Below are 19,390 nucleotides of genomic sequence, written 5' to 3' on the forward strand. Positions count from 1 at the left end.
GCCGCCGGTTACCCGGCGGCCACGGTTTTACATCCCTGCGCCCACGCGTTTCAGGCGTGACGCCACTTTCTCCGCCGCTTTTTTGCCCGCCAGGAAAGCGTGATCTGAATTGTAGTACTCCCACTCGCTGTAACGCCCCGCCAGGATAACGTCATATTTCAGCAGCCACTGGCGCACCGTCTCGACGTTCGCCGCCCGCGCGTGGTCATAAATCACGTAGGCGTAGGGGATATCCACCAGGTTGGCGGTGAGAACCTCATCATCGGCGTTGATCATGCCCACTCTGATGCACTCTTCGATACAACGATCGATCAGCGCCTGCCCGTCTACCGGCAGCGGCACGTCCTGGGAATAGGTGATTTCACAGGTCAGGCCGCATCCGCCCGGCGGATTACAATATGGGCTGGCGTTACCCTGCACAAAGATGCGGTGGAAGATGGTCTCTTCCGGGTAATAAACCCAGTGCTTCTCGGTAAGATCGCTACGCCCGATACCCAGATTGACGCAGCGCACCGAGGTATGGCGCAACCCCCTGGCGGCGTTGAGCACTTCCGCCGGCACGTCGCCGTCGAGCATATTGACCAGTACCGGTAGCGGCATGGTGCTGATCAGCTGTTCATAGCGATAGCGCCGCCCATCCGCCAGCACCGCGATATGCTCGCGCGGCAGCAGTTTGATGATTTTGGCGTTGGTTTCCAGCTTGCCCTTCAGCAGCGGCAGGAAACCGGACATCAGCGCCTGGAAGCCGCCGCGCAATGGGTAGCCAAAGCGGGCGTTAGGGCCGACGGGCTTGGTGCTGGGAGCCAACGCGCCATCGATGATCTGCCCGATATCAGGCAGCGGCACCCGCCCACCCAGCCAGGAGGTTTCCATTTCTGACAGCGGGACTTTCCACAATTTTTGGTTGTAGGGAACGGCGAAATACTTAGCAATTCCGGCCCCCCAGGTCTGATAGATAAACTGCTCGAAGTTGGCGGCGCGTTTATCCCGCGCGGTTAGCGTGCAATCGTCCTGCGGCACGGCCCCGTCGCCGCAGCAATCGTCCATTTTCAGCGCGGACGCGTTTGCCGGTTGCAGGCGGTTAGCGGCGTTATATTGCGCCTCTACCGCGCCAAGAATGCACTCTTTGATCACCGGCGCGGGCAATCCGTACAGCGCGCCCTGGAACGGGTAGCGGGTGTAGGTGTTCTGGCTATAAACCCAGGCTTCCCGATCCTGCCAGTGCAGATTGTCTTTCAACAGCAGCTCATACATTTCCAGTACGTAAGGATCGGCGGAAAACATAATGTGGCCCGCGTAATCGAAGGTGAATCCCTGGTCTTCCACCGAGCGGCACCAGCCGCCGACCGTGGCGTTTTTCTCCAGCAGCACCGCTTCATTACCGATATGCAGCGCGGCGCTCAGGCCGGTAGGCCCCGCGCCGAGGATCAGGCAGCGGGCGAAATGCGCATCCTGTTTGCTGATGCCAGCAATACGGCTGACCAGCGGCGCGGCGGGCGACTGGCGAGCTTCGACCGCCGCGTCGTCGCGGGTTTCGCTTTCCCGTAATGCCTCGGCGATCAGTTTATGCATGGCGTCGACCGTCGAATCCCAGGAGGTGGCGTTAATGATCGATTTCATCCGCTGCGCCTGGTCCTGGCGTTGGCTATCGCTCAGGGCCAACGCCTGCTGGCAGCCGTGGATAAACGCCGCCTGGTCATCCGCTACGCAGACGATATCGCCATACGGCACTTTCACGTCGGTAATCGCGGTACTGACGATGGGCAACGACGCCGCCATATATTCCAGCACTTTGGTCGGGCTGATATAGCGGGTCGAGGCGTTGAGGGCGAACGGCATCAGGCAGACGTCCCACCCGGCTAAAAACTGCGGCAGCGCCTGATAGGGCTGCTGGCCGAAATAGTGAATATTGGCGCGTTGCGGCAGGCTGGCGGGGTCGATTTTCACCACCGGCCCGACCATCACGATTTGCCACGCTGGATTAGCATCCGCCAGCGCGGCAATCAATCCGCAGTCGATACGCTCGTCGATAACCCCGTAATAACCGAGCCGGGGACGCGGCACCTCATCCTGCAGCGGATGGGCGTTTTGCCGATCCAGCGCCTGCTCGAAATGCACCGCATCGACGCTGCTGGGGAAGCACCAGACATTGTTATGACGATTCTGCTTCGCCGCATACAGGCTCGGCCCGCCGGTAAACACCAGGTCGGCGCGGGTTAACAGCGCCGATTCACGCTGCAACAGCTGGCGCGGCGCATTTTTAAAGGCCGAAAGCTCATCCATACAGTCATAAATCATCAGGGTTGGATGAAAAGGTTCTGCCAGCGGCAGCGCCATGGGGGTATAAAACCAGATTATCGGTTCGGGAAATTCACTGCTGAGGGCGGTCATTAACGGCTGCAATTGCGCGATTTGCTCATCGTGGAAACCCGGCGCGTGGACGGGGCTATGGGGACGAATAACGGTGACGTTCGGCGCGGGCGTGGCGCGGTGTAATCCCGCCGCGCCCTCTTCAAATACCGGTTCTTCAATAAACACCACTGGGTAGTGTTGCGCGAGGCGCGTTAATAAATGCTGTGGTCGCTGCCAGACAAAATCCCAACGTAAATGACTAAAAACAATAAGCGTCTTGGTATTCACTGTTTGCCCCTTACCAGCCTGTCGCAAGCGATGCTGGCCCTGAAAATGTGCAAGAGAACGTTGCGCGCGACGTAGTGCGTGCGCGTAGGGGAAATCTATTTTTCGCAATAGCGGATCGGCGCCCTCATGCAGCGGTTCCCACAAACCGCTGCGATGCCAGACCTGCGCATCTTCCCAGTCGGGTCGATCGAGGATCGGATAAACACAGATGCCGAGGATATCCGCTCCCGCCAGCTGCGCGTGCGCCACTTCCGTTGCAATGTGATTTATCCAGGCTCCACGCCCGCTGCCGACATGGCTGGTTTCCGCCAACAGCAGCGGTCGTTGGTATCGCTGGTGCAGTTCTGCAAGCATTTCAAATAGCGGCTTGCGCCGCGCGTCGCCTAAATGCCAGGGCAGAGGTTGCCGGTTATCAACCTGCCACTGGTTGTTGTGGTAATAATTCGCGCCAATGATGTCGAGGTAGCGCGGCGCGCCGCCTAATTCCGGCGCTTCTTTGCCGCACAGCATGTTCCAGGCCTGATACTGGGCGTGGGTCTCTGCGGCGGCGAGCCGTTGCGACACGTCATCCTGCGGGTTCGCCAGCAGATGGATAATCGGATCGCAGTGTAAAATTCGCGCCCGGCTGTCGGCCTGCCAGATGGCATCGCAGGCGGCGATGGCGGCGCGCACCAACTGGCGTTTGCAGGCGTGGCCGGTCTCCTCCCCCGGCGGCTCCGACGAGGGGATAAATCCCACCGACAGCGCCCAACTGGTAAACGAGATCTCATTAACGGGCGAATACACCGGCGCATCGCGATACCAGGGCTTAAGAAAGCGCGCCAGTGCGCCGCAAAACTGGGCAAAGCGCGGCACGAAATCCTCATCCAGAATTGATAACTCCGTCGGCCAGCCGTAATGGCAAACGGTCCAGCTCACCTGGATGTGATGTTCACGGGCAGCGATCATGCGCTTCGCCACCGATGAGAAATCGTACTGGCCCTGACGGTCCGCCAGCCGCCAGCCTACGCTTTCCCGCACCGTGGCAATATCAAACCGCTTAAGCCTGCCGTAATCTTCCGCCGCGCGTTCCAGGTGACCAGTGGCATCATTCATAGAAAGCGGCACGCCCAGCCGGTTGATATGATCGGCACCCTCATAACCCGCCTGCCAGAAACTGCTGAACAGCACCATCTCCCTCTCTTAACAGCCAAAAGCTGCCTGGGTAAGGAATCGTGGGAGGGTTATCTCAGGGTATCGGGTCGACATGGGCTATAAAAAAGACATAGCCATCCTGTACCTTGAGATAAGGCTCGTTAATAGTCATGACAATGAAGGAAAATAATCGCCAGAGCGGGAACAGTTATTAGACGCTATTTTCGCCCGGTGTTTAATTCTGGCTCATGCTTTAACATAACGCCAATTCAGACAATAAAATAAATGGCTAATGGAATAACTTTTCGTTTTACGCGTCAGGTTTAAGCGAAACAAAAAATGCCCCCGGCATAGCGACTCATACAAATGTTTCGCGCCAGAAATATTTATTATAAATTCACTTGCTACGGATAATGTTAATTAACATGAGATTACGCAAATTTTTCTCTTAAGCGCGCTCTGCGCCTGTCTGGAGGCATTAATAATTGGACTTTATTTGAATTATTTATTTACTTTTCAGTAATACATTTACGTAGCGCAAATGCTCATTTACGCCATACGATGCGGAAGATTTTATGTAAAACCCATTACCGATATAAAATATATTCCGCTTAAGCGAAGCGCAATAAAACTCAGCAATCTCACTTTTCCAAAAATAACACTCCCAGCACGTTTCACATTATTTTGTTATTAACACGTTCATTTCACACTCTATTTAACAACCGTCTGAGGCGGTATTTTTTTGCCGTTGCGTTTACCGGCATAAAAAAAGCCCCAGCAAAATGCCGGGGCCTGGTACGAGCAAACATCATATTGGGCGACATGATGCGCGGTAAAAAAACGGTTCACATTACGAGGCGGTTGCCAGTGCCGCTTTCATGGCAGCGACGGCTTCACCGTCCACGCAATAGCGGGAATATTCATCGGCATCTGCGTCGGCAGACATCGACACTCCCGGATTGCGGTAGCGCATGGCGGACGGGACTTGCTTGCCCGCCGAGCTATGAAGCTCTTTCACGCCCTGCGCGATAAATTTGTCCAGATTGCTAAGCCGAACGCCAGCACCGGCCATAATGATTGGAGCATCAGAGTGTGCGATTAGTTCCGCAATTTTTGAAATACCTTTTTCGGCACTGGCCTGCTGGCCCGAGGTGAGCACCCGCGCCACGCCCAGCTCGCGTAATTTATCCATCGCATTGAACGGGTTAGCGCACATATCAAATGCGCGGTGGAAAGTCACCGCCATGCCCTGGGCCGCAGCCATAATTTGGCGCATTCTCGGCATATCCACCTCGCCATCCTCGGTGAGGATGCCCGTCACCAGTCCGGAATAGCCCAGATCGCGGATTAGCGCGATATCCTCAAGCATGATAGCGAACTCGCTGGCGCTGTAACAAAAGTCGCCACCGCGTGGACGCACGATAGGATGTACCGGTATAGAAACCTGGGCGCGAACCGCCTTTAAGGTGCCCGCCGAGGGGGTTAACCCGCCTTCCGCCGGCGCGCTGCATAATTCGATACGATCCGCTCCGGCGGATTGGGCCGTTACCGCGCACGCCAGCGAGTAACAGCAAATTTCCAGTAAAGCCATTGAATCCCCTACGAACTGTGAAAAACGTTGTGTCATCCTTGCCGAATGCCAGTCTGAAGGAACCGATCAATCAGGGCAACGTATCATGGCATTCAATTTCAACTAACAATCGGACCGCCGTCACAGCCACCGCGTTAGAAAGCAAATAGCGCAGAAGCCGCCCGGTAAATTATTCCCGTTCGCTCGCCACGATGGTTTCAATCGACCAGGGATGGAATTTGATGGTCACCGCGCCATCGGTCACGGCGAGGGTTGGGTTAGGCAGGCGTTCGCGTTCGCCTTTCGGAGCGCTGGTTTTCACCGCAATCCCTTTCTGGCACAGCCCTTCGTCGCTCAGCAGCGCTACGGCGCGGGCGTTAAGCGTTTCCGGCTCGCCCGGCAGCACGATTTCGATATGCTCCCAGCCTTCATGTGGGTAGCGTTTCTCGCCCGGCCAGGGCAGTTCGACCACGCTGAACGCCCAGTGCGCCACCTTAACCGGCTGGGCGAGTTTAAACAGGCAGATGGGCCGACCGTTAATGATATTTTCCGACAGCAGCGCGCCGCACTGTTCAAAACCTTTACGCCAGCGTTCGGCGGTGGCGTTCTGGTGGCAGCGCAGGGAAATATGGTCGGCATCCAGCGGTGCGATGTCGAGGCCCAGGCGCGCGGCCAGCCCGGTTAATGCGTCGGTAAAACGCGGCAAATCCGCCACGATATCCTGTAATTCTTCAATTGATTGCCAGTCTTGCATCTCGGTTTCCGGTTTTTGCTACATCGCCGTTAATCTACCCTGAAGCGGCTGCTCCACCAAGTTTTAACCGGCTTTTCAGCCGCACCGCGCCATTGCTGACGCTGCAATCCAAATGCAGTATACTTCCGCCTTATTTTTCCATAGACATGACGCGGTTCCGCTGCGGGCCGCGTGTTTAACGTAAGGTATTCCGGTGAATATTCAGGCTCTTCTTTCCGATAAAGTCAGTCAGGCATTGATTGCCGCAGGCGCACCTGCCGATTGTGAACCTCAGGTTCGCCAGTCGGCCAAAGCACAGTTTGGCGACTATCAGGCTAATGGCGTGATGTCCGTTGCTAAAAAACTGGGCATGCCGCCGCGACAGTTAGCGGAACAAGTGCTGACCCATCTCGATCTCGCCGGGATTGCTAATAAAGTTGAAATTGCGGGACCGGGTTTTATCAATATCTTCCTCGATCCGACGTATCTGTCGAGCCTGGTGGACAGCGCGGTACTGAGCGAGCGTATCGGCGTGCCGAAAGCGGCGGCGCAAACCATCGTGGTGGACTACTCCGCGCCGAACGTAGCGAAAGAGATGCACGTCGGCCATCTGCGTTCCACCATCATCGGCGACGCGGCGGTGCGCACGCTGGAATTCCTCGGCCATAACGTGATCCGCGCCAACCACGTGGGCGACTGGGGCACCCAGTTCGGGATGCTGATTGCGTATCTGGAGAAGCAGCAGAACGAAAACGCCGGTGAAATGGCGCTGGCCGATCTGGAAGGCTTCTACCGCGAAGCCAAAAAGCACTACGACGAAGACGAAGCCTTTGCAGAGCGCGCCCGTAACTACGTGGTGAAGCTACAGGGCGGCGACGAGTACTGCCGTGAGATGTGGCGCAAGCTGGTCGATATCACCATGACCCAGAACCAGATCACCTATGAACGCCTGAACGTAACCTTAACCCGCGACGATGTGATGGGTGAAAGCCTGTACAACCCGATGCTGGCCGGTATCGTTGCCGATCTGAAAGCCAAAGGGCTGGCGGTAGAGAGCGAAGGCGCGACGGTGGTGTTCCTCGACGAATACAAGAATAAAGAAGGCGAGCCGATGGGTGTGATCATCCAGAAGAAGGATGGCGGCTTCCTGTACACCACTACTGATATCGCCTGCGCCAAATACCGTTATGAAACGCTGCATGCCGACCGCGTGCTGTATTACATCGATTCCCGTCAGCACCAGCACCTGATGCAGGCGTGGACTATCGTGCGCAAAGCGGGCTACGTGCCGGATTCGGTGCCGCTGGAGCACCATATGTTCGGCATGATGCTGGGCAAAGACGGCAAACCGTTTAAAACCCGCGCTGGCGGCACCGTGAAGCTGTCCGATCTGCTGGATGAAGCGCTGGAGCGCGCGCGTCGTCTGGTGGCGGAGAAGAACCCGGACATGCCTGCCGACGAGCTGGAAAGCCTGGCGAACGCCGTGGGGATTGGCGCAGTGAAATATGCCGATCTGTCGAAAAACCGCACCACCGATTACATTTTCGACTGGGACAATATGCTGGCGTTTGAAGGCAATACCGCGCCTTACATGCAGTATGCCTATACCCGCGTGCTGTCGATTTTCCGTAAAGCGGGCATTGAAGAGAGCATGCTGACCGCGCCGGTGAATATCACCGAAGAGCGTGAAGCCGCGCTGGCGGCGCGTCTGTTGCAGTTCGAAGAGACGCTAACCACCGTGGCCCGCGAGGGTACGCCGCACGTGATGTGCGCCTATCTGTACGATGTGGCGGGTTTGTTCTCTGGCTTCTACGAGCACTGCCCTATCCTCACGGCAGAAACCGAAGGCGTGCGTCAGAGCCGCCTGAAGCTGGCTCTGCTGACGGCGAAAACGCTGAAGATTGGCCTTGAAACGCTGGGTATTCAGACCGTCGAACGGATGTAATCCAGCCTGATTGAAAGCGCGTCGAGTACGCGCTTTTTTATTGGGCGTTTGCGGCTGGCGGGCAATTTTTATTCGCAACGCGTGAATATGTTCAACCCTTAACCGAACGCGCGCGAAAGGTTAAATTCCGCTTGACCGTTTTAGCCTGACTCCCTATAGTAGCGCCCCGTTGCACTACGCAGTGGGGCAGCAAAAACAATATGGTGAGGTGTCCGAGTGGCTGAAGGAGCACGCCTGGAAAGTGTGTATACGGCAACGTATCGGGGGTTCGAATCCCCCCCTCACCGCCATATTTTGAAAAAAGCTCATACGAAAGTATGAGCTTTTTTCTTTTCAACTCCGTGCCGGGGGGGATGAGAACCCCCGACCGGGGTTCGACCACTGGCGCAGCCAGTGGGACAGACTGAGAGCGCAGCGAACAGGCTGCCCGAAGGGCGAGCGAAGCGAGTCAATCCCCCCCTCACCGCCATATTCCTGAAAAAGGCCCGTACAAAGTACGGGCCTTTTTCTTTTCAACGCCGCGCCCCCGACGTTTCCACCGAGACGTCCACGCGCTCCATCGCAATCGGAATGCTTTTGTACGCCGGGACACCGCTGCGCGTATCATGGCTGTCCAGCGGCACCAGCACGTTAGCCTCCGGGTAATAAGCACCCACCGACCCCTGCGCCATATCAATCACCACAATAGTGAGATTATTCATCCTTCGCGACGTCGGGTTGCCGTCAGGATCGAGGGCCACAATATTGACCTGGTCGCCCACCCGCAGCTGGCGTTTTTCCGCCTCATCCGGATTGATAAACAGCACGTCACGGCGTCCCGTTACGCCGCGATAGCGATCGTTCAAGCCATACAGCGTGGTGTTGTACTGATCGTGGCTGCGCAGCGTAGTGAGTACCAGATCGTGGCATTTCAGCGAGCGCGGATCTTCATTAATCCCCTGCATGACCCTGAACTGCGCTTTACCGGAGGGCGTATTCCAGACGCGCTCAGACGCAGCGTTATACAGCCGAAAACCGCCCGGCTTTTTCACCCGTTGGTTATAGTCGGCAAAGGCCGGAAACACCGCCTCGATCTTTTCGCGGATAAAACTGTAATCCCCGACCAGCCGGTCCCAGTTGACCACCGTATTGGGCAGTGTCGCTTTGGCAATCCCCGCCACCAGCGCCGGTTCTGATTTCAGGTGCGGCGAAGCGGGTTGCAGGGATCCGCGCGACGCATGCACCATTGACATCGAATCCTCTACCGTGATGCTTTGCGCCCCAGAGGCCTGTTGATCAATTTCCGTGCGGCCAATCACCGGCAGCAGATAGTTGTGCTTGCCCAGCAGCAGATGCGAACGGTTAAGTTTGGTGGCCATATGCACTACCAAATCGAGCTTGCGCATCGCCGGGAAGGTCACCTGCGGGTCGGATATCGCTTCCGCCAGGTTGCCTCCCAGGCAGAGCAGCGCTTTGGCCTTGCCGTCGCGCATCGCCTGAATCGCCGCAACCGCGCCGTGGCCATGTTTCTGCGGCGGCTTGAAGCCAAACACCCGCTCGATGCTATCGAGCAATGCCTGCGACGGAATTTCCGTGATCCCCACGGTGCGATCGCCCTGAACGTTGGAATGGCCGCGCAGCGGACAGATACCCGCGCCTTTTTTGCCAATGTTGCCGCGCAACAGCAGCAGGTTGGCGATCTGCTGGACGTTCTGGGTTCCATACTGATGCTGGGTGATCCCCATGCCGTAACAAACGATGGTGCGTTGCGCGCTGGCGTAAAGGCGCGCCACGTGCTGGATTTCCTCGCGCTCCATACCGGAAACTTCCAGGATATGCGCCCACTCGGTGGCGTCCAGATCGTCTTTCAGCGCCGCAAATCCCTCGGTATGCTCGCGGATAAAGGTTTCATCCAGTACGCCCGGCTGGCCGTTATCCACTCGCTCTTCATGCATCGACAGCAATATTTTCATGACGCCTTTCAGCATCGCCGCATCGCCGCCAACCCGCACTTTGTAGTAGGTCGAGGCCAGTTCAGTCGAGCTGAGCGAAAGCATCTCAATAGGGCTTTGCGGCGAGGTGAAGCGCTCAAGACCGCGCTCGCGCAGCGGGTTAATGGCGACAATCGTTGCGCCGCGTTTGGAGACTTCACGTAGCGTGCCAAGCATACGGGGATGGTTAGTGCCAGGATTGTGGCCGATACACAGCACCAGATCACAGTGATCGAAATCGTCCAGCTCAACGGTGCCTTTACCCACGCCGATGGATTCCGGCAGGCCGACGCTGGTCGGTTCGTGGCACATATTCGAGCAGTCCGGGAAGTTATTGGTGCCGTATTCACGGGCAAACAGCTGCCAGAGGAAAGCCGCTTCATTGGAGGCGCGCCCCGAGGTGTAAAACTCCACGCTGTCAGGATCGTCGTAGCTGCGTAAATGCTCGCCTATTTCCTTAAAGGCGGTTTGCCACTCAATGGGCTGGTATGTATCGGTTGCCGGGTCGTATTTCATCGGGTGCGTCAGACGCCCCTCGCCTTCCAGTTCAAGCGCGTTACGTTCCCAGAGTTCGCTCACCGTGTGCGCGGCAAAAAATTCCGGCGTGGTGCGTTTGCTGGTTGCTTCCCAGGAAACGGCTTTAGCGCCGTTTTCACAAAATTCAAACGATGAGGCATGTTGTGGATCGGGCCAGGCACAGCCCGGGCAGTCAAAACCCTGCGGCTGGTTAACTTTGAACAGGGCAATCACGTCCTGCTTCATCGACATTTGGCCGCGAATAGCGTCAGCAACCGCCTTCAACGCCCCCCATCCGCCTGCCGATCCTCCATAAGGCGCGATGCCGATAGTACGATTTTGCTCTTTCATAGTGCTCCACAGGGTCTGGCAAATAATTTGGCCTTTAAGCCTGGTACAAAAAAACGGGATATGCGAAGCGCAGACCGCTTTCCAGCGTCGATTTAGCCGCTGCCAGACTGACTACAGCTTCGAAGCCGCAGCGGGGAAACATGAGGCACCCGTAAGTATGTTGTAACTAATTGCCGCTCGGTTATCTCCTTCTCCCACAAAATAAAAAGCCCGCATTCAGGTGCGAGCTTTTGGTCACTTTACGGGTGATTAATGCGCTTCATTCTGCGGCGTGAATTTCAGTTCAATCAGCGCGATGGCTTTTTGCACCGCCCGCACCGTCACCGGGTCAGCTGCGGCATTGGCCCCAACGTTGATGGATTTGAGCTGGCTGGCCATTTTTTCACGCACTTCAACAGGCGCGATTACGTCAATCACGTCGAGGATCTGTTTGATGACCAGCTGGCAGGCGACGATATCCGAGACCAGTTCGTCTTCAGGGGTTAAGGGTTGCGACATCTTGTTCTCCTTGGTTAAGCAGCGCAGCGTAACGGCAAACGCAATAAAACGCGAGCTTGCGCATCATGGGGAATGATATCGTTAACCGATAAGTTGGGTGAATACCCGTAGCGGGGACGAAAAAAAACCTGCCGCAGCAGGTTTTTTATGCAGAACTTAGAACATCGCGCCCGGCGGGACGTCTTTGAAAGTGCTGCAGTAATTTTTGAACATGCTTTTCAGGATAGCGCGCAGTTTCATGGTGTGCTCCGTTGTTATACGTTTGTTATGTGCAGGTGATTTCGCAATGGCCTAATAATATGACTACCATCACAAAAATCAATCATTTTGTGATGGGCATCACATCATATTACTCATGCTCAAACGGTTTGGTCGCAAATAATTAATAAAAATCATCACATTACAGCAACAAAATAAATATTAAATTTTATAAAATCTTTTTAATCAGGTAAGGAAAAGATGGCTGAAGTCTCCTCGTCGCAACGCGGCCTTTCCCCCACGGCGCTGCTGGTTGCGGGCGCTTTCTTTATGGAGTTTCTCGACGGAACGGTGATTGCCACCGCTCTGCCAGAAATGGCACGCACTTTTGGCGTCGAGGCCGTGGATCTTAATATCGGTATCAGCGCCTATTTACTGACCCTCGCGGTGTTTATCCCTGCCAGCGGCTGGATAGCCGACCGGTTCGGCGCGCGTTCGGTATTCACCCTTGCGCTGGCGATATTCACGCTGTCATCGGTATTTTGCGGGATGGCGCAAAGCCTCGAAGCCTTTGTGGCCATGCGGGTGATTCAGGGGATCGGCGGCGCGCTGATGGTGCCGGTAGGCAGGCTGGCGGTATTGCGTACCACGCCCAAAAATCAGTTGATCAAAGCGATTGCTACCCTGACGTGGCCTGCGCTGGTTGCGCCGATTATCGGGCCGCCGCTCGGCGGGTTTATTACCAGCTATGCCGACTGGCGCTGGATTTTCTATATCAATCTACCGCTCGGGCTGATCGCCATGGCGCTGGCGTGGCGGCTTATTCCCACGCTAACGGATAGCGAGCGTCGCCCTTTCGACGGCGTGGGTTTTATCAGCACCGGCGTGGCAATGATAAGCCTGGTGTATGGGATGGAAATACTCGGCGCGCAGCAGCCGGACGTGTGGTTAGCCGTTGGGTTAATGGCGATCGGCATCGCGGCGCTGGGCTTTTCCCTGCGGCATTTCCGCCGTAGCGCCTGGCCGATGATCCGCATGGATGCGCTGAAGATAAAGACTTTCGCCGTGACGATGTATGGGGGTTCGCTATTCCGCGCCTCCATCAGCGCAGTGCCTTTTATGCTACCGCTGATGTTCCAGGTGGGTTTCGGTATGGACGCGTTTCATTCCGGGCTGCTGGTGCTGGCGGTGTTTGTCGGAAACCTCACCATTAAACCCGCCACCACGCCGCTGATCCGCTGGCTGGGGTTTAAAAAGCTGCTGCTGATTAACGGCCTGCTGAATGTGCTGTCGTTAATCGCCTGCGCGCTGCTCACGCCGCACACGCCGGTGTGGCTGATCCTGCTGATCCTGTATCTCGGCGGTGTGTTCCGTTCGATTCAGTTTACCGGCGTCAGCACCCTCGCCTTCGCAGACGTGCCGCCTAAAGAGATGAGTTACGCCAACACGCTGTTCAGTACCGCATCGCAGCTGGCGGTAGGGTTAGGGATCACGCTTGGAGCGATTAGTATTCGGCTGGGAGATAAGCTGGCGCAATGGTTGGATATGACTAACGTGCAGGGAATGGGTTTTCGGCTGGCGTTTGTGTTTATCGCCCTGATTTGTCTGGCTGGTATGGTGGATACGCTGCGGTTATCGGCGAAGGCCGGTAGCCAGGTTTCTTCAAAGGGGTAAATAAACGGCGTCGCCTGAACGACGCCGTAACGCGATTAGCCCAGGATCTCGCGCACGAAAGCGACGATCTCTTTATCCTGGCCATTTTCGAACAGGCACTGCTGGAAGCGCTCGCCGGAAACCGCGGTTTTCACCAGTTCCGGGTCGATAGCGCGCAGCGTATCGAGATAATTCTCTTTTACCACGGCAGCTTTTACCTGGTTCAGAATGCCTGCGTTGCGAACCTGCGGCTCTTTACGCTCCGGCGGATAGCCTTCCCCTTTGCGGCCAGTAAAGGCTTTTTCAAAAATGAAGCGCACGTTGAGTTCTGCGCCCCAGCCAAAACCTTTGGCGAACGGCAGCGCCAGCGCGTTACCGTTGTTGATCTGGGAGAACAAAAATGCGTCCGCCGGATCGATGCAGTAGCCGCAGACCACGCCCGGATGAATGTTCAATGACATCAGCGCGCCCTGACCGGTGCCGCAACCGGTCACCACAAAATCCACCGCTTTGGCATTCAGCAGGATGCTGGCCATGATGCCCAGGTGGATATAGGTCAGATGGTGATCGTTTTCGCCGTTCATCCCTACGTTAAAGACCGAATACCCTTTCTCATCGGCCACTGCGTTCAGTTCGTTGAGAATGATGGGGTTTTTCGCCGCCTGGCTGTTTTCCATCATCAGTGCAATTTTCATCGGTTTTCTCCAGCTTATGTCTTAAGTTGCTTATGATAGCGGCACAATACTTTCTGGCAAACACACTTTCAGAATAAATGAAAAAATGTTTTATAAATTAATACTGGTTCACATTTTCGTCTGCCCATGTCGGGCGATAAGCACAGATAAGCGTGGCAACGGGCGCTATTTAACCCATTGAATGACAGACGCTGTGCGATGATGGCGGTATGTTACTCTGATGGAAATCGCCATGTTTCGACCGCTAGCGGCACTATTTTTTCTGAGCCTCGCCGGCTGCACTATCACTAAGAATCCAGAGGTGACCGGCGGCAATCAAATGATGGGGCTGGTACAGCTGGGTTTTGACGTCCCCGCGCTGCAACGGGCCAGAATAGACGATTATCTGGCACTCTCTACCGCCACAAAACAGTGCCAGAACTGGGGATACGATCGCGCGGTACGCTATGGCGACCCGATTTATACCTGTAGCGTGATTAGCGGAACCCAGTGTCTGAACGAAAGCGTGACCCTGAATTATCAGTGCCAGGGCGTGGCGTTACCCGCCACCCAGCCTGTTTATTAATATAAAGCAGCACCGTAGCGTGCTGCTTTTTCACTTAGCAAGACGACAATTATCTCCCGCTAATTTCGCTTAATACTTCATTGTTATTTGTCGATATTGCCGCGGCTTTTTTATTTAATGATTTTAATTACCATTTGCATTTTTACTTATTAATTTCTTTTGCTTTACTTTTTGCAAATGAATTAATAACAAATTATAGTAGCCAAAAATGACGCCCTGCCCTTTGATTCGGAGCACGTATGCTTAAACCTGAAATGTTTGAAAAATTAAATGAGCAAATGAATCTGGAATTATTTTCATCTCTGCTCTATCAACAAATGAGCGCCTGGTGCAGCTATCACAGCTTTGAAGGCGCAGCGGCATTTTTACGTCGTCACGCGCAGGAAGAGATGGGCCATATGCAGCGTCTGTTCGATTATCTGACCGATACCGGTAGCCTGCCGCAAATCAAGCAGATAGCCAGCCCGTTTGCGGAATACGCTTCTCTTGACGAGTTATTTAACGCCACTTATGAACACGAGCAGTTAATTACCCGCCAGATTAATGAACTGGCCCACACGGCGATGGTCAGCCAGGATTATCCAACCTTTAATTTCCTGCAATGGTACGTTGCCGAACAGCATGAAGAAGAAAAACTGTTTAAATCGGTAATTGATAAATTACGCCTGGTAGGCAAAAGCAACGAAGGGCTTTATTTCGTTGATAAAGAGCTGGCAACTCTGGATGCGCAGGCATAAATAATTAAGCGGGCCTTTGCGCCCGCTTTGTTAATGATTGCAGATTTTGCTTTTATGGGTCACGAACCCTTCATCTGCCGGAATAAATTTTCCGCGCGCCGCCAGAAACTCCACTAATTCTCCCGCCGTCATTCCTTCTGCGGAGCAGGTATAAAAGCGCGCCGCCTGACCGAATTTTTCTTCAATCGCAGCGACCAGGCGTTCCGTTGTCCAGGACTGGCCGTCCGCCAGCATCATCGTTAACACTTCATGACCGTGAATGGATGTCATCGTTTTCTCTCCGCTAAAAAAACGCAGGATACGCCCTCTTTACCAGGCGGATCTTGTCACGCCGCAAGAAACGGCATTTATAATACATCTTTCAATGTGTAAATATTACGTTACGCTAACCGTAACTCAAATTTGACGAGATACTATTTTTCACATACCCTGCGCCGCATAATTCAATATGGAATTTATTTCTCTCAGAGGGAAGCGTGAAGAATCGCACTCTTGGCAGTACTTTCATCGTCGCAGGCACCACAATTGGCGCGGGAATGTTGGCGATGCCGCTGGCGGCGGCTGGCGTGGGTTTTGGTGTAACGTTTATCTTACTGGTCGGTTTATGGGCGCTGATGTGCTATACCGCGCTGCTGCTGGTAGAGGTGTATCAACATGTACCAGCCGATACGGGCCTCGGCTCGCTGGCGCGCCGCTATCTGGGCAAGTACGGCCAGTGGCTGACCGGCTTCAGTATGCTGTTTCTGATGTATGCCCTGACCGCTGCCTATATCAGCGGCGCGGGAGAACTGCTGGCCTCCAGCCTGTCGCAGTGGCTATCAACGTCAATCACTCCCACCAGCGGCGTGCTGATGTTTACCCTCGTGGCGGGCGGTATTGTCTGTATCGGCACCCATATGGTGGATATGTTTAACCGCCTGCTGTTCAGCGCAAAAATTGTTCTGTTGGTGGTGATGCTGGCGCTGATGATGCCGCATATTCACCAGGCTAACCTGCTGACGATGCCGCTGGAAAAAGGCCTGGCGCTGTCGGCGATCCCGGTTATTTTCACCTCGTTTGGCTTTCACGGCAGCGTGCCGAGCGTGGTCAGCTATCTGAAAGGCGATTTGCGCAAGCTGCGGCTGGTATTTATCACCGGGAGCGCGATCCCGCTGGTGGCCTACATCTTCTGGCAGCTGGCGACGCTGGGCGCCATTGATTCCGCTACCTTCAGCGGGCTTATCGCCAGTCACAGCGGATTAAACGGCCTGTTGCAGGCGGTACGTGAAGTGGTTGCCAGCCCGCACGTAGAGCTGGCGGTGCATCTGTTTGCCGATCTGGCGCTGGCGACGTCGTTTCTCGGCGTGTCGTTAGGGCTGTTCGATTATCTCAGCGATCTGTTCCAGCGCAGCCGCAAAGCCTCCGGGCGCATTCAGAGCGGATTAATCACCTTCGCGCCGCCGCTGGTTTTCGCGCTGTTTTATCCGCAGGGATTTGTGATGGCGCTGGGCTATGCCGGTGTGGCGCTGGCGATCCTGGCGCTGATTATTCCCTCGCTGCTGGTGTGGAAAAGCCGTCAACAGCACAGTGGGGCCGGGTATCGGGTGATGGGCGGGACGCCGCTACTGGCGCTGATATTCGCCTGCGGCATCGGGATTATTGTGATTCAGGCATTGATTGCCACCGGGCTGTTGCCGGAAGCGGGATAAAAAAAGGGCGGAAACTGAAGTTTCCGCCCTTTTTAGTTACGCGATTACGCGCCCATCGGCGGGGTAAACGCGGTCAGCTCCAGCGCTGGACCGGTGTATTTCTCCGCCATCACCAGCGCGGTGTTACCCGCGCAGCCGTTCGCCAGACGCGAGGTCGGGATGTCTTTGGTGAGCACGTTGGCCCCACCGTTTTTACAAATCCCGGTGCCTGCGTAATCCAGATCCGGCCATGCGCCTTCATGGATACACACCACGCCCTGCTTGATGCCGTCGGTAACTTTCGCACCGGTCAACACCTGGCCGCGAGCGTTCCAGACGCGTACCAGATCGCCATCGGCAATGCCGCGTTTTTTGGCATCTTCCGGATGGATGTAGATCGGCTCGCGGTTGGCCACCGCATACTCTTTACGCAGCGCGGCGTAGTTGAGCTGGCTGTGCAAGCGGTGCGCCGGGTGCGCGGTCAGCAGCTGCAGTTCGCCCTCTTTGGCGTTGCCTGCCCACTCGTCCGGCTCCAGCCAGGTCGGGTGCGCCGGGCAATCCTTATAGTTAAAGCCTTCAATGGTTTTCGAGTAGATCTCGATTTTGCCGCTCGGGGTGCCCAGCGGGTTCATCACCGGATCTTTACGGAAATCGGCATAGCGTACAAAGGCTTCTTCTTTCGGGTTCTTACGCATTTCGATCAGCTTGTTGGCTTCCCAGAATGCGGTGAACTGCGGCATGTTGACGCGCTGCTGACGCGCGCCTTTCTGCGCCACCTCGTAGAACTCGCGCAGCCAGTCCATTTCGCTCTTGCCTTCGGTGTAGGCCGCTTTGCCGCCAGGCTTCAGCAGTTCCGCCATGTCCGCGAACACGTCGAAATCGTTACGCGCTTCGAACTGCGGTTCGATAACCTGCTTCATCGGTACCAGATGCTGGTTACTGTAGTCGCCGGTCATGGTCAGGTCGTTACGCTCGAACGAAGTGGTGATCGGCAGAACGATATCGGCATGCTTGGCCGCCGCCGTCCAGTAGCACTCGGAGATCACCACCATTTCTGGCTTCTGCCAGGCTTTCACCAGGCGGTTAGTGTCCTGGTGATGGGTAAAGTTACCGCCGCCGGCCCACCAAATCATGCGCAGATCCGGGAAGGTTTGTTCTTTACCGTTATGCTGGTATTTGCCGCCGGGGTTTTCCAGCGCTTCAACGATACGCGCTACCGGGAAGGCTTCCACCGCATCGGACGTTGCCCAGTCGTTGCCAGCGGAAGAGCCGCCGGCAATCTTGGCGGAAATGGCCGACAGCACGCCGCCGCTGCGGGTCGGGTTGCCGCCGTTGGAGTAATGGTAAGAGAAGCCGAAACCGCCGCCTTCGGTACCAATCTGGCCGAGCATTGCCGCCAGTGTCACCAGCATCCAGTGACGCTGTTCGCCATACTGCTGACGCTGAATGCCCCAGCCGCCCATCAGCATGGTTCTGTTTTTGGCGAAAATTTCCGCCAGGATTTCCATCTGCTTCGCCGGAACGCCGCAAATCTTCTCGGCCCAGGCCGGGGTTTTCGGCGTGTTATCGCTCTTACCGGTCAGATAGGCTTCAAATTCGCTGTAGCCGGTGGTGTATTTTTCCAGGAAGGCTTTATCGTGCAGGCCTTTTTCCACCAGCACGTTAGCGATACCCAACATCATCGCCACGTCGGTGCCCATGTTCGGCGCAATCCACTGCGCTTTGTCGCCGAAGAAATCGATGGTTTCGGAACGAATCGGATCGATGGCGATAACCGTTTTACCGGACGCTTTCAGCTTGTTGAAGTACTCCAGACCCTGCTCGTCGGTACTGCTCCAGGCAATTTTCAGGGTGTTAAGCGGGTTTAAGCCCCACAGCACCACCACCTGGCTGTGCTCCAGCACCACCGGCCAGACGGTCTGCTGTTCGTACACTTCCACAGAGCCTACCACGTGCGGCATGATCACCTGCGCCGCGCCGGTTGAGTAGTCGCCGGTATGGCCGGTATAGCCCCCCGCCATGCTCATATAGCGTTGCAGCAGGGTCTGTGCTTTATGCAGCACGCCGCTGGAGCGCCAGCCGTAGGAGCCTGCGAAAATTGAAGACGGGCCATGCTCGGTACGAATACGCGCATGCTGTTCGTGGATCAGTTTCAGGGCATCTTCCCAGGAAACGCGCACAAACTCATCTCTGCCGCGTTTGCCATCTGGTTTGCCCGGCGCGTTCAGGAAGCCTTTACGCACCATCGGATACTTAATGCGGCACGGGGTATGAGCCTGGTCCGGTGCGGTGGTTTGCAGCGAGTTAGGAATGGTTTTCGCCAGCGCACCGCGTGAAGAAACAATTTTGCCGTCTTTAACTTCGATATACATCGCGCCCCAGCGTCCGGCGGTCAGGATAGCGTTGCCCGGCGCTTCCGCTGCCCAGGCCTGCATCGGGATGGCGGAGGTAATCATCATCGCACCGGCGGACCCGCCAGCATATTTAATAAAATTGCGTCGTGTAAGATTCATAGGTT

14 protein-coding genes, 1 tRNA gene and 1 other RNA gene are annotated in these 19,390 nt (G+C 55.7%); 7 read left to right on the forward strand and 9 right to left on the reverse strand.

The genetic code is table 11. The features are described from left to right. Positions 1-27: 27 nt before the first annotated feature. The 3 genes from FND52_RS18930 to FND52_RS18940 form a co-directional block, all read right to left on the reverse strand. Positions 28-3,813 carry an FAD-dependent oxidoreductase gene (locus FND52_RS18930; RefSeq protein ID WP_144132635.1) on the reverse strand — a complete coding sequence of 1,262 codons (3,786 nt, stop codon included), beginning with the start codon at positions 3,811-3,813 and terminating at the stop codon, positions 28-30. A gap of 811 nt (positions 3,814-4,624) precedes the next feature. Next, entirely contained in the window at positions 4,625-5,365 is a 741-nt protein-coding gene (cutC, locus tag FND52_RS18935; protein ID WP_144132637.1) for a copper homeostasis protein CutC, read from the reverse strand. Positions 5,366-5,534: 169 nt separating this feature from the next. Further along, a complete protein-coding gene (locus tag FND52_RS18940) occupies positions 5,535-6,098 on the reverse strand; it encodes a VOC family protein (RefSeq protein ID WP_125291897.1) in 564 nt (187 codons plus the stop codon). Between the two features lie 193 nt (positions 6,099-6,291). On the opposite strand from FND52_RS18940, the gene argS reads away from it, so the two are divergent. From argS to FND52_RS18955, 3 genes are all read left to right on the forward strand, one after another. Further along, positions 6,292-8,022, forward strand: a complete 1,731-nt coding sequence (gene argS / locus FND52_RS18945; protein WP_144132639.1) for an arginine--tRNA ligase — start codon at positions 6,292-6,294, stop codon at positions 8,020-8,022. A 202-nt stretch (positions 8,023-8,224) separates the two neighbouring features. Beyond that, a tRNA-Ser gene (locus FND52_RS18950) sits at positions 8,225-8,312 on the forward strand. A 42-nt stretch (positions 8,313-8,354) separates the two neighbouring features. Further along, positions 8,355-8,491: non-coding RNA, RtT sRNA (locus FND52_RS18955), on the forward strand. Between the two features lie 43 nt (positions 8,492-8,534). On the opposite strand, the gene FND52_RS18960 is transcribed toward FND52_RS18955, so the two are convergent. From FND52_RS18960 to azuC, 3 genes are all read right to left on the reverse strand, one after another. Beyond that, entirely contained in the window at positions 8,535-10,859 is a 2,325-nt protein-coding gene (locus FND52_RS18960) for an FdhF/YdeP family oxidoreductase (RefSeq protein ID WP_144132641.1), read from the reverse strand. Between the two features lie 249 nt (positions 10,860-11,108). Continuing rightward, on the reverse strand, positions 11,109-11,357 hold the full coding sequence (locus tag FND52_RS18965) for a DUF2766 family protein (protein ID WP_125291894.1): 249 nt from the start codon (positions 11,355-11,357) through the stop codon (positions 11,109-11,111). A gap of 156 nt (positions 11,358-11,513) precedes the next feature. Next, a complete protein-coding gene (gene azuC, locus FND52_RS18970) occupies positions 11,514-11,597 on the reverse strand; it encodes a stress response protein AzuC (RefSeq protein ID WP_085949471.1) in 84 nt (27 codons plus the stop codon). Between the two features lie 219 nt (positions 11,598-11,816). Between azuC and FND52_RS18975 the strand changes: the two genes are divergently transcribed. Then, a complete protein-coding gene (locus FND52_RS18975) occupies positions 11,817-13,229 on the forward strand; it encodes an MFS transporter (protein ID WP_144132643.1) in 1,413 nt (470 codons plus the stop codon). A 35-nt stretch (positions 13,230-13,264) separates the two neighbouring features. Here the strand turns inward: FND52_RS18975 and FND52_RS18980 are convergent, their stop codons facing one another. After that, positions 13,265-13,903 carry an RpiB/LacA/LacB family sugar-phosphate isomerase gene (locus FND52_RS18980; protein WP_125291892.1) on the reverse strand — a complete coding sequence of 213 codons (639 nt, stop codon included), beginning with the start codon at positions 13,901-13,903 and terminating at the stop codon, positions 13,265-13,267. Between the two features lie 232 nt (positions 13,904-14,135). Between FND52_RS18980 and yecR the strand changes: the two genes are divergently transcribed. Both yecR and ftnA read left to right on the forward strand, forming a co-directional pair. Then, complete coding sequence (gene yecR / locus FND52_RS18985; protein ID WP_144132645.1) at positions 14,136-14,468, forward strand: YecR family lipoprotein; 333 nt, start codon at positions 14,136-14,138, stop codon at positions 14,466-14,468. A 239-nt stretch (positions 14,469-14,707) separates the two neighbouring features. Continuing rightward, positions 14,708-15,205: a non-heme ferritin gene (gene ftnA, locus FND52_RS18990; RefSeq protein WP_125291890.1), complete on the forward strand. Its 498-nt coding sequence runs from the start codon at positions 14,708-14,710 to the stop codon at positions 15,203-15,205. A 30-nt stretch (positions 15,206-15,235) separates the two neighbouring features. Here the strand turns inward: ftnA and FND52_RS18995 are convergent, their stop codons facing one another. Beyond that, a complete protein-coding gene (locus tag FND52_RS18995) occupies positions 15,236-15,475 on the reverse strand; it encodes a YecH family metal-binding protein (RefSeq protein ID WP_144132647.1) in 240 nt (79 codons plus the stop codon). Positions 15,476-15,681: 206 nt separating this feature from the next. Between FND52_RS18995 and tyrP the strand changes: the two genes are divergently transcribed. Beyond that, entirely contained in the window at positions 15,682-16,893 is a 1,212-nt protein-coding gene (gene tyrP / locus FND52_RS19000) for a tyrosine transporter TyrP (RefSeq protein WP_144132649.1), read from the forward strand. Between the two features lie 44 nt (positions 16,894-16,937). Here tyrP and FND52_RS19005 read toward each other — a convergent pair whose 3' ends face one another. Next, positions 16,938-19,385 (reverse strand): molybdopterin guanine dinucleotide-containing S/N-oxide reductase, encoded by a 2,448-nt coding sequence (locus FND52_RS19005; RefSeq protein WP_125291887.1) that lies wholly within the window; start codon positions 19,383-19,385, stop codon positions 16,938-16,940. Positions 19,386-19,390: the final 5 nt, after the last annotated feature.

The sequence above is a fragment of the Atlantibacter subterraneus genome, assembly GCF_007570865.1.
Taxonomy (GTDB): domain Bacteria; phylum Pseudomonadota; class Gammaproteobacteria; order Enterobacterales; family Enterobacteriaceae; genus Atlantibacter; species Atlantibacter subterraneus.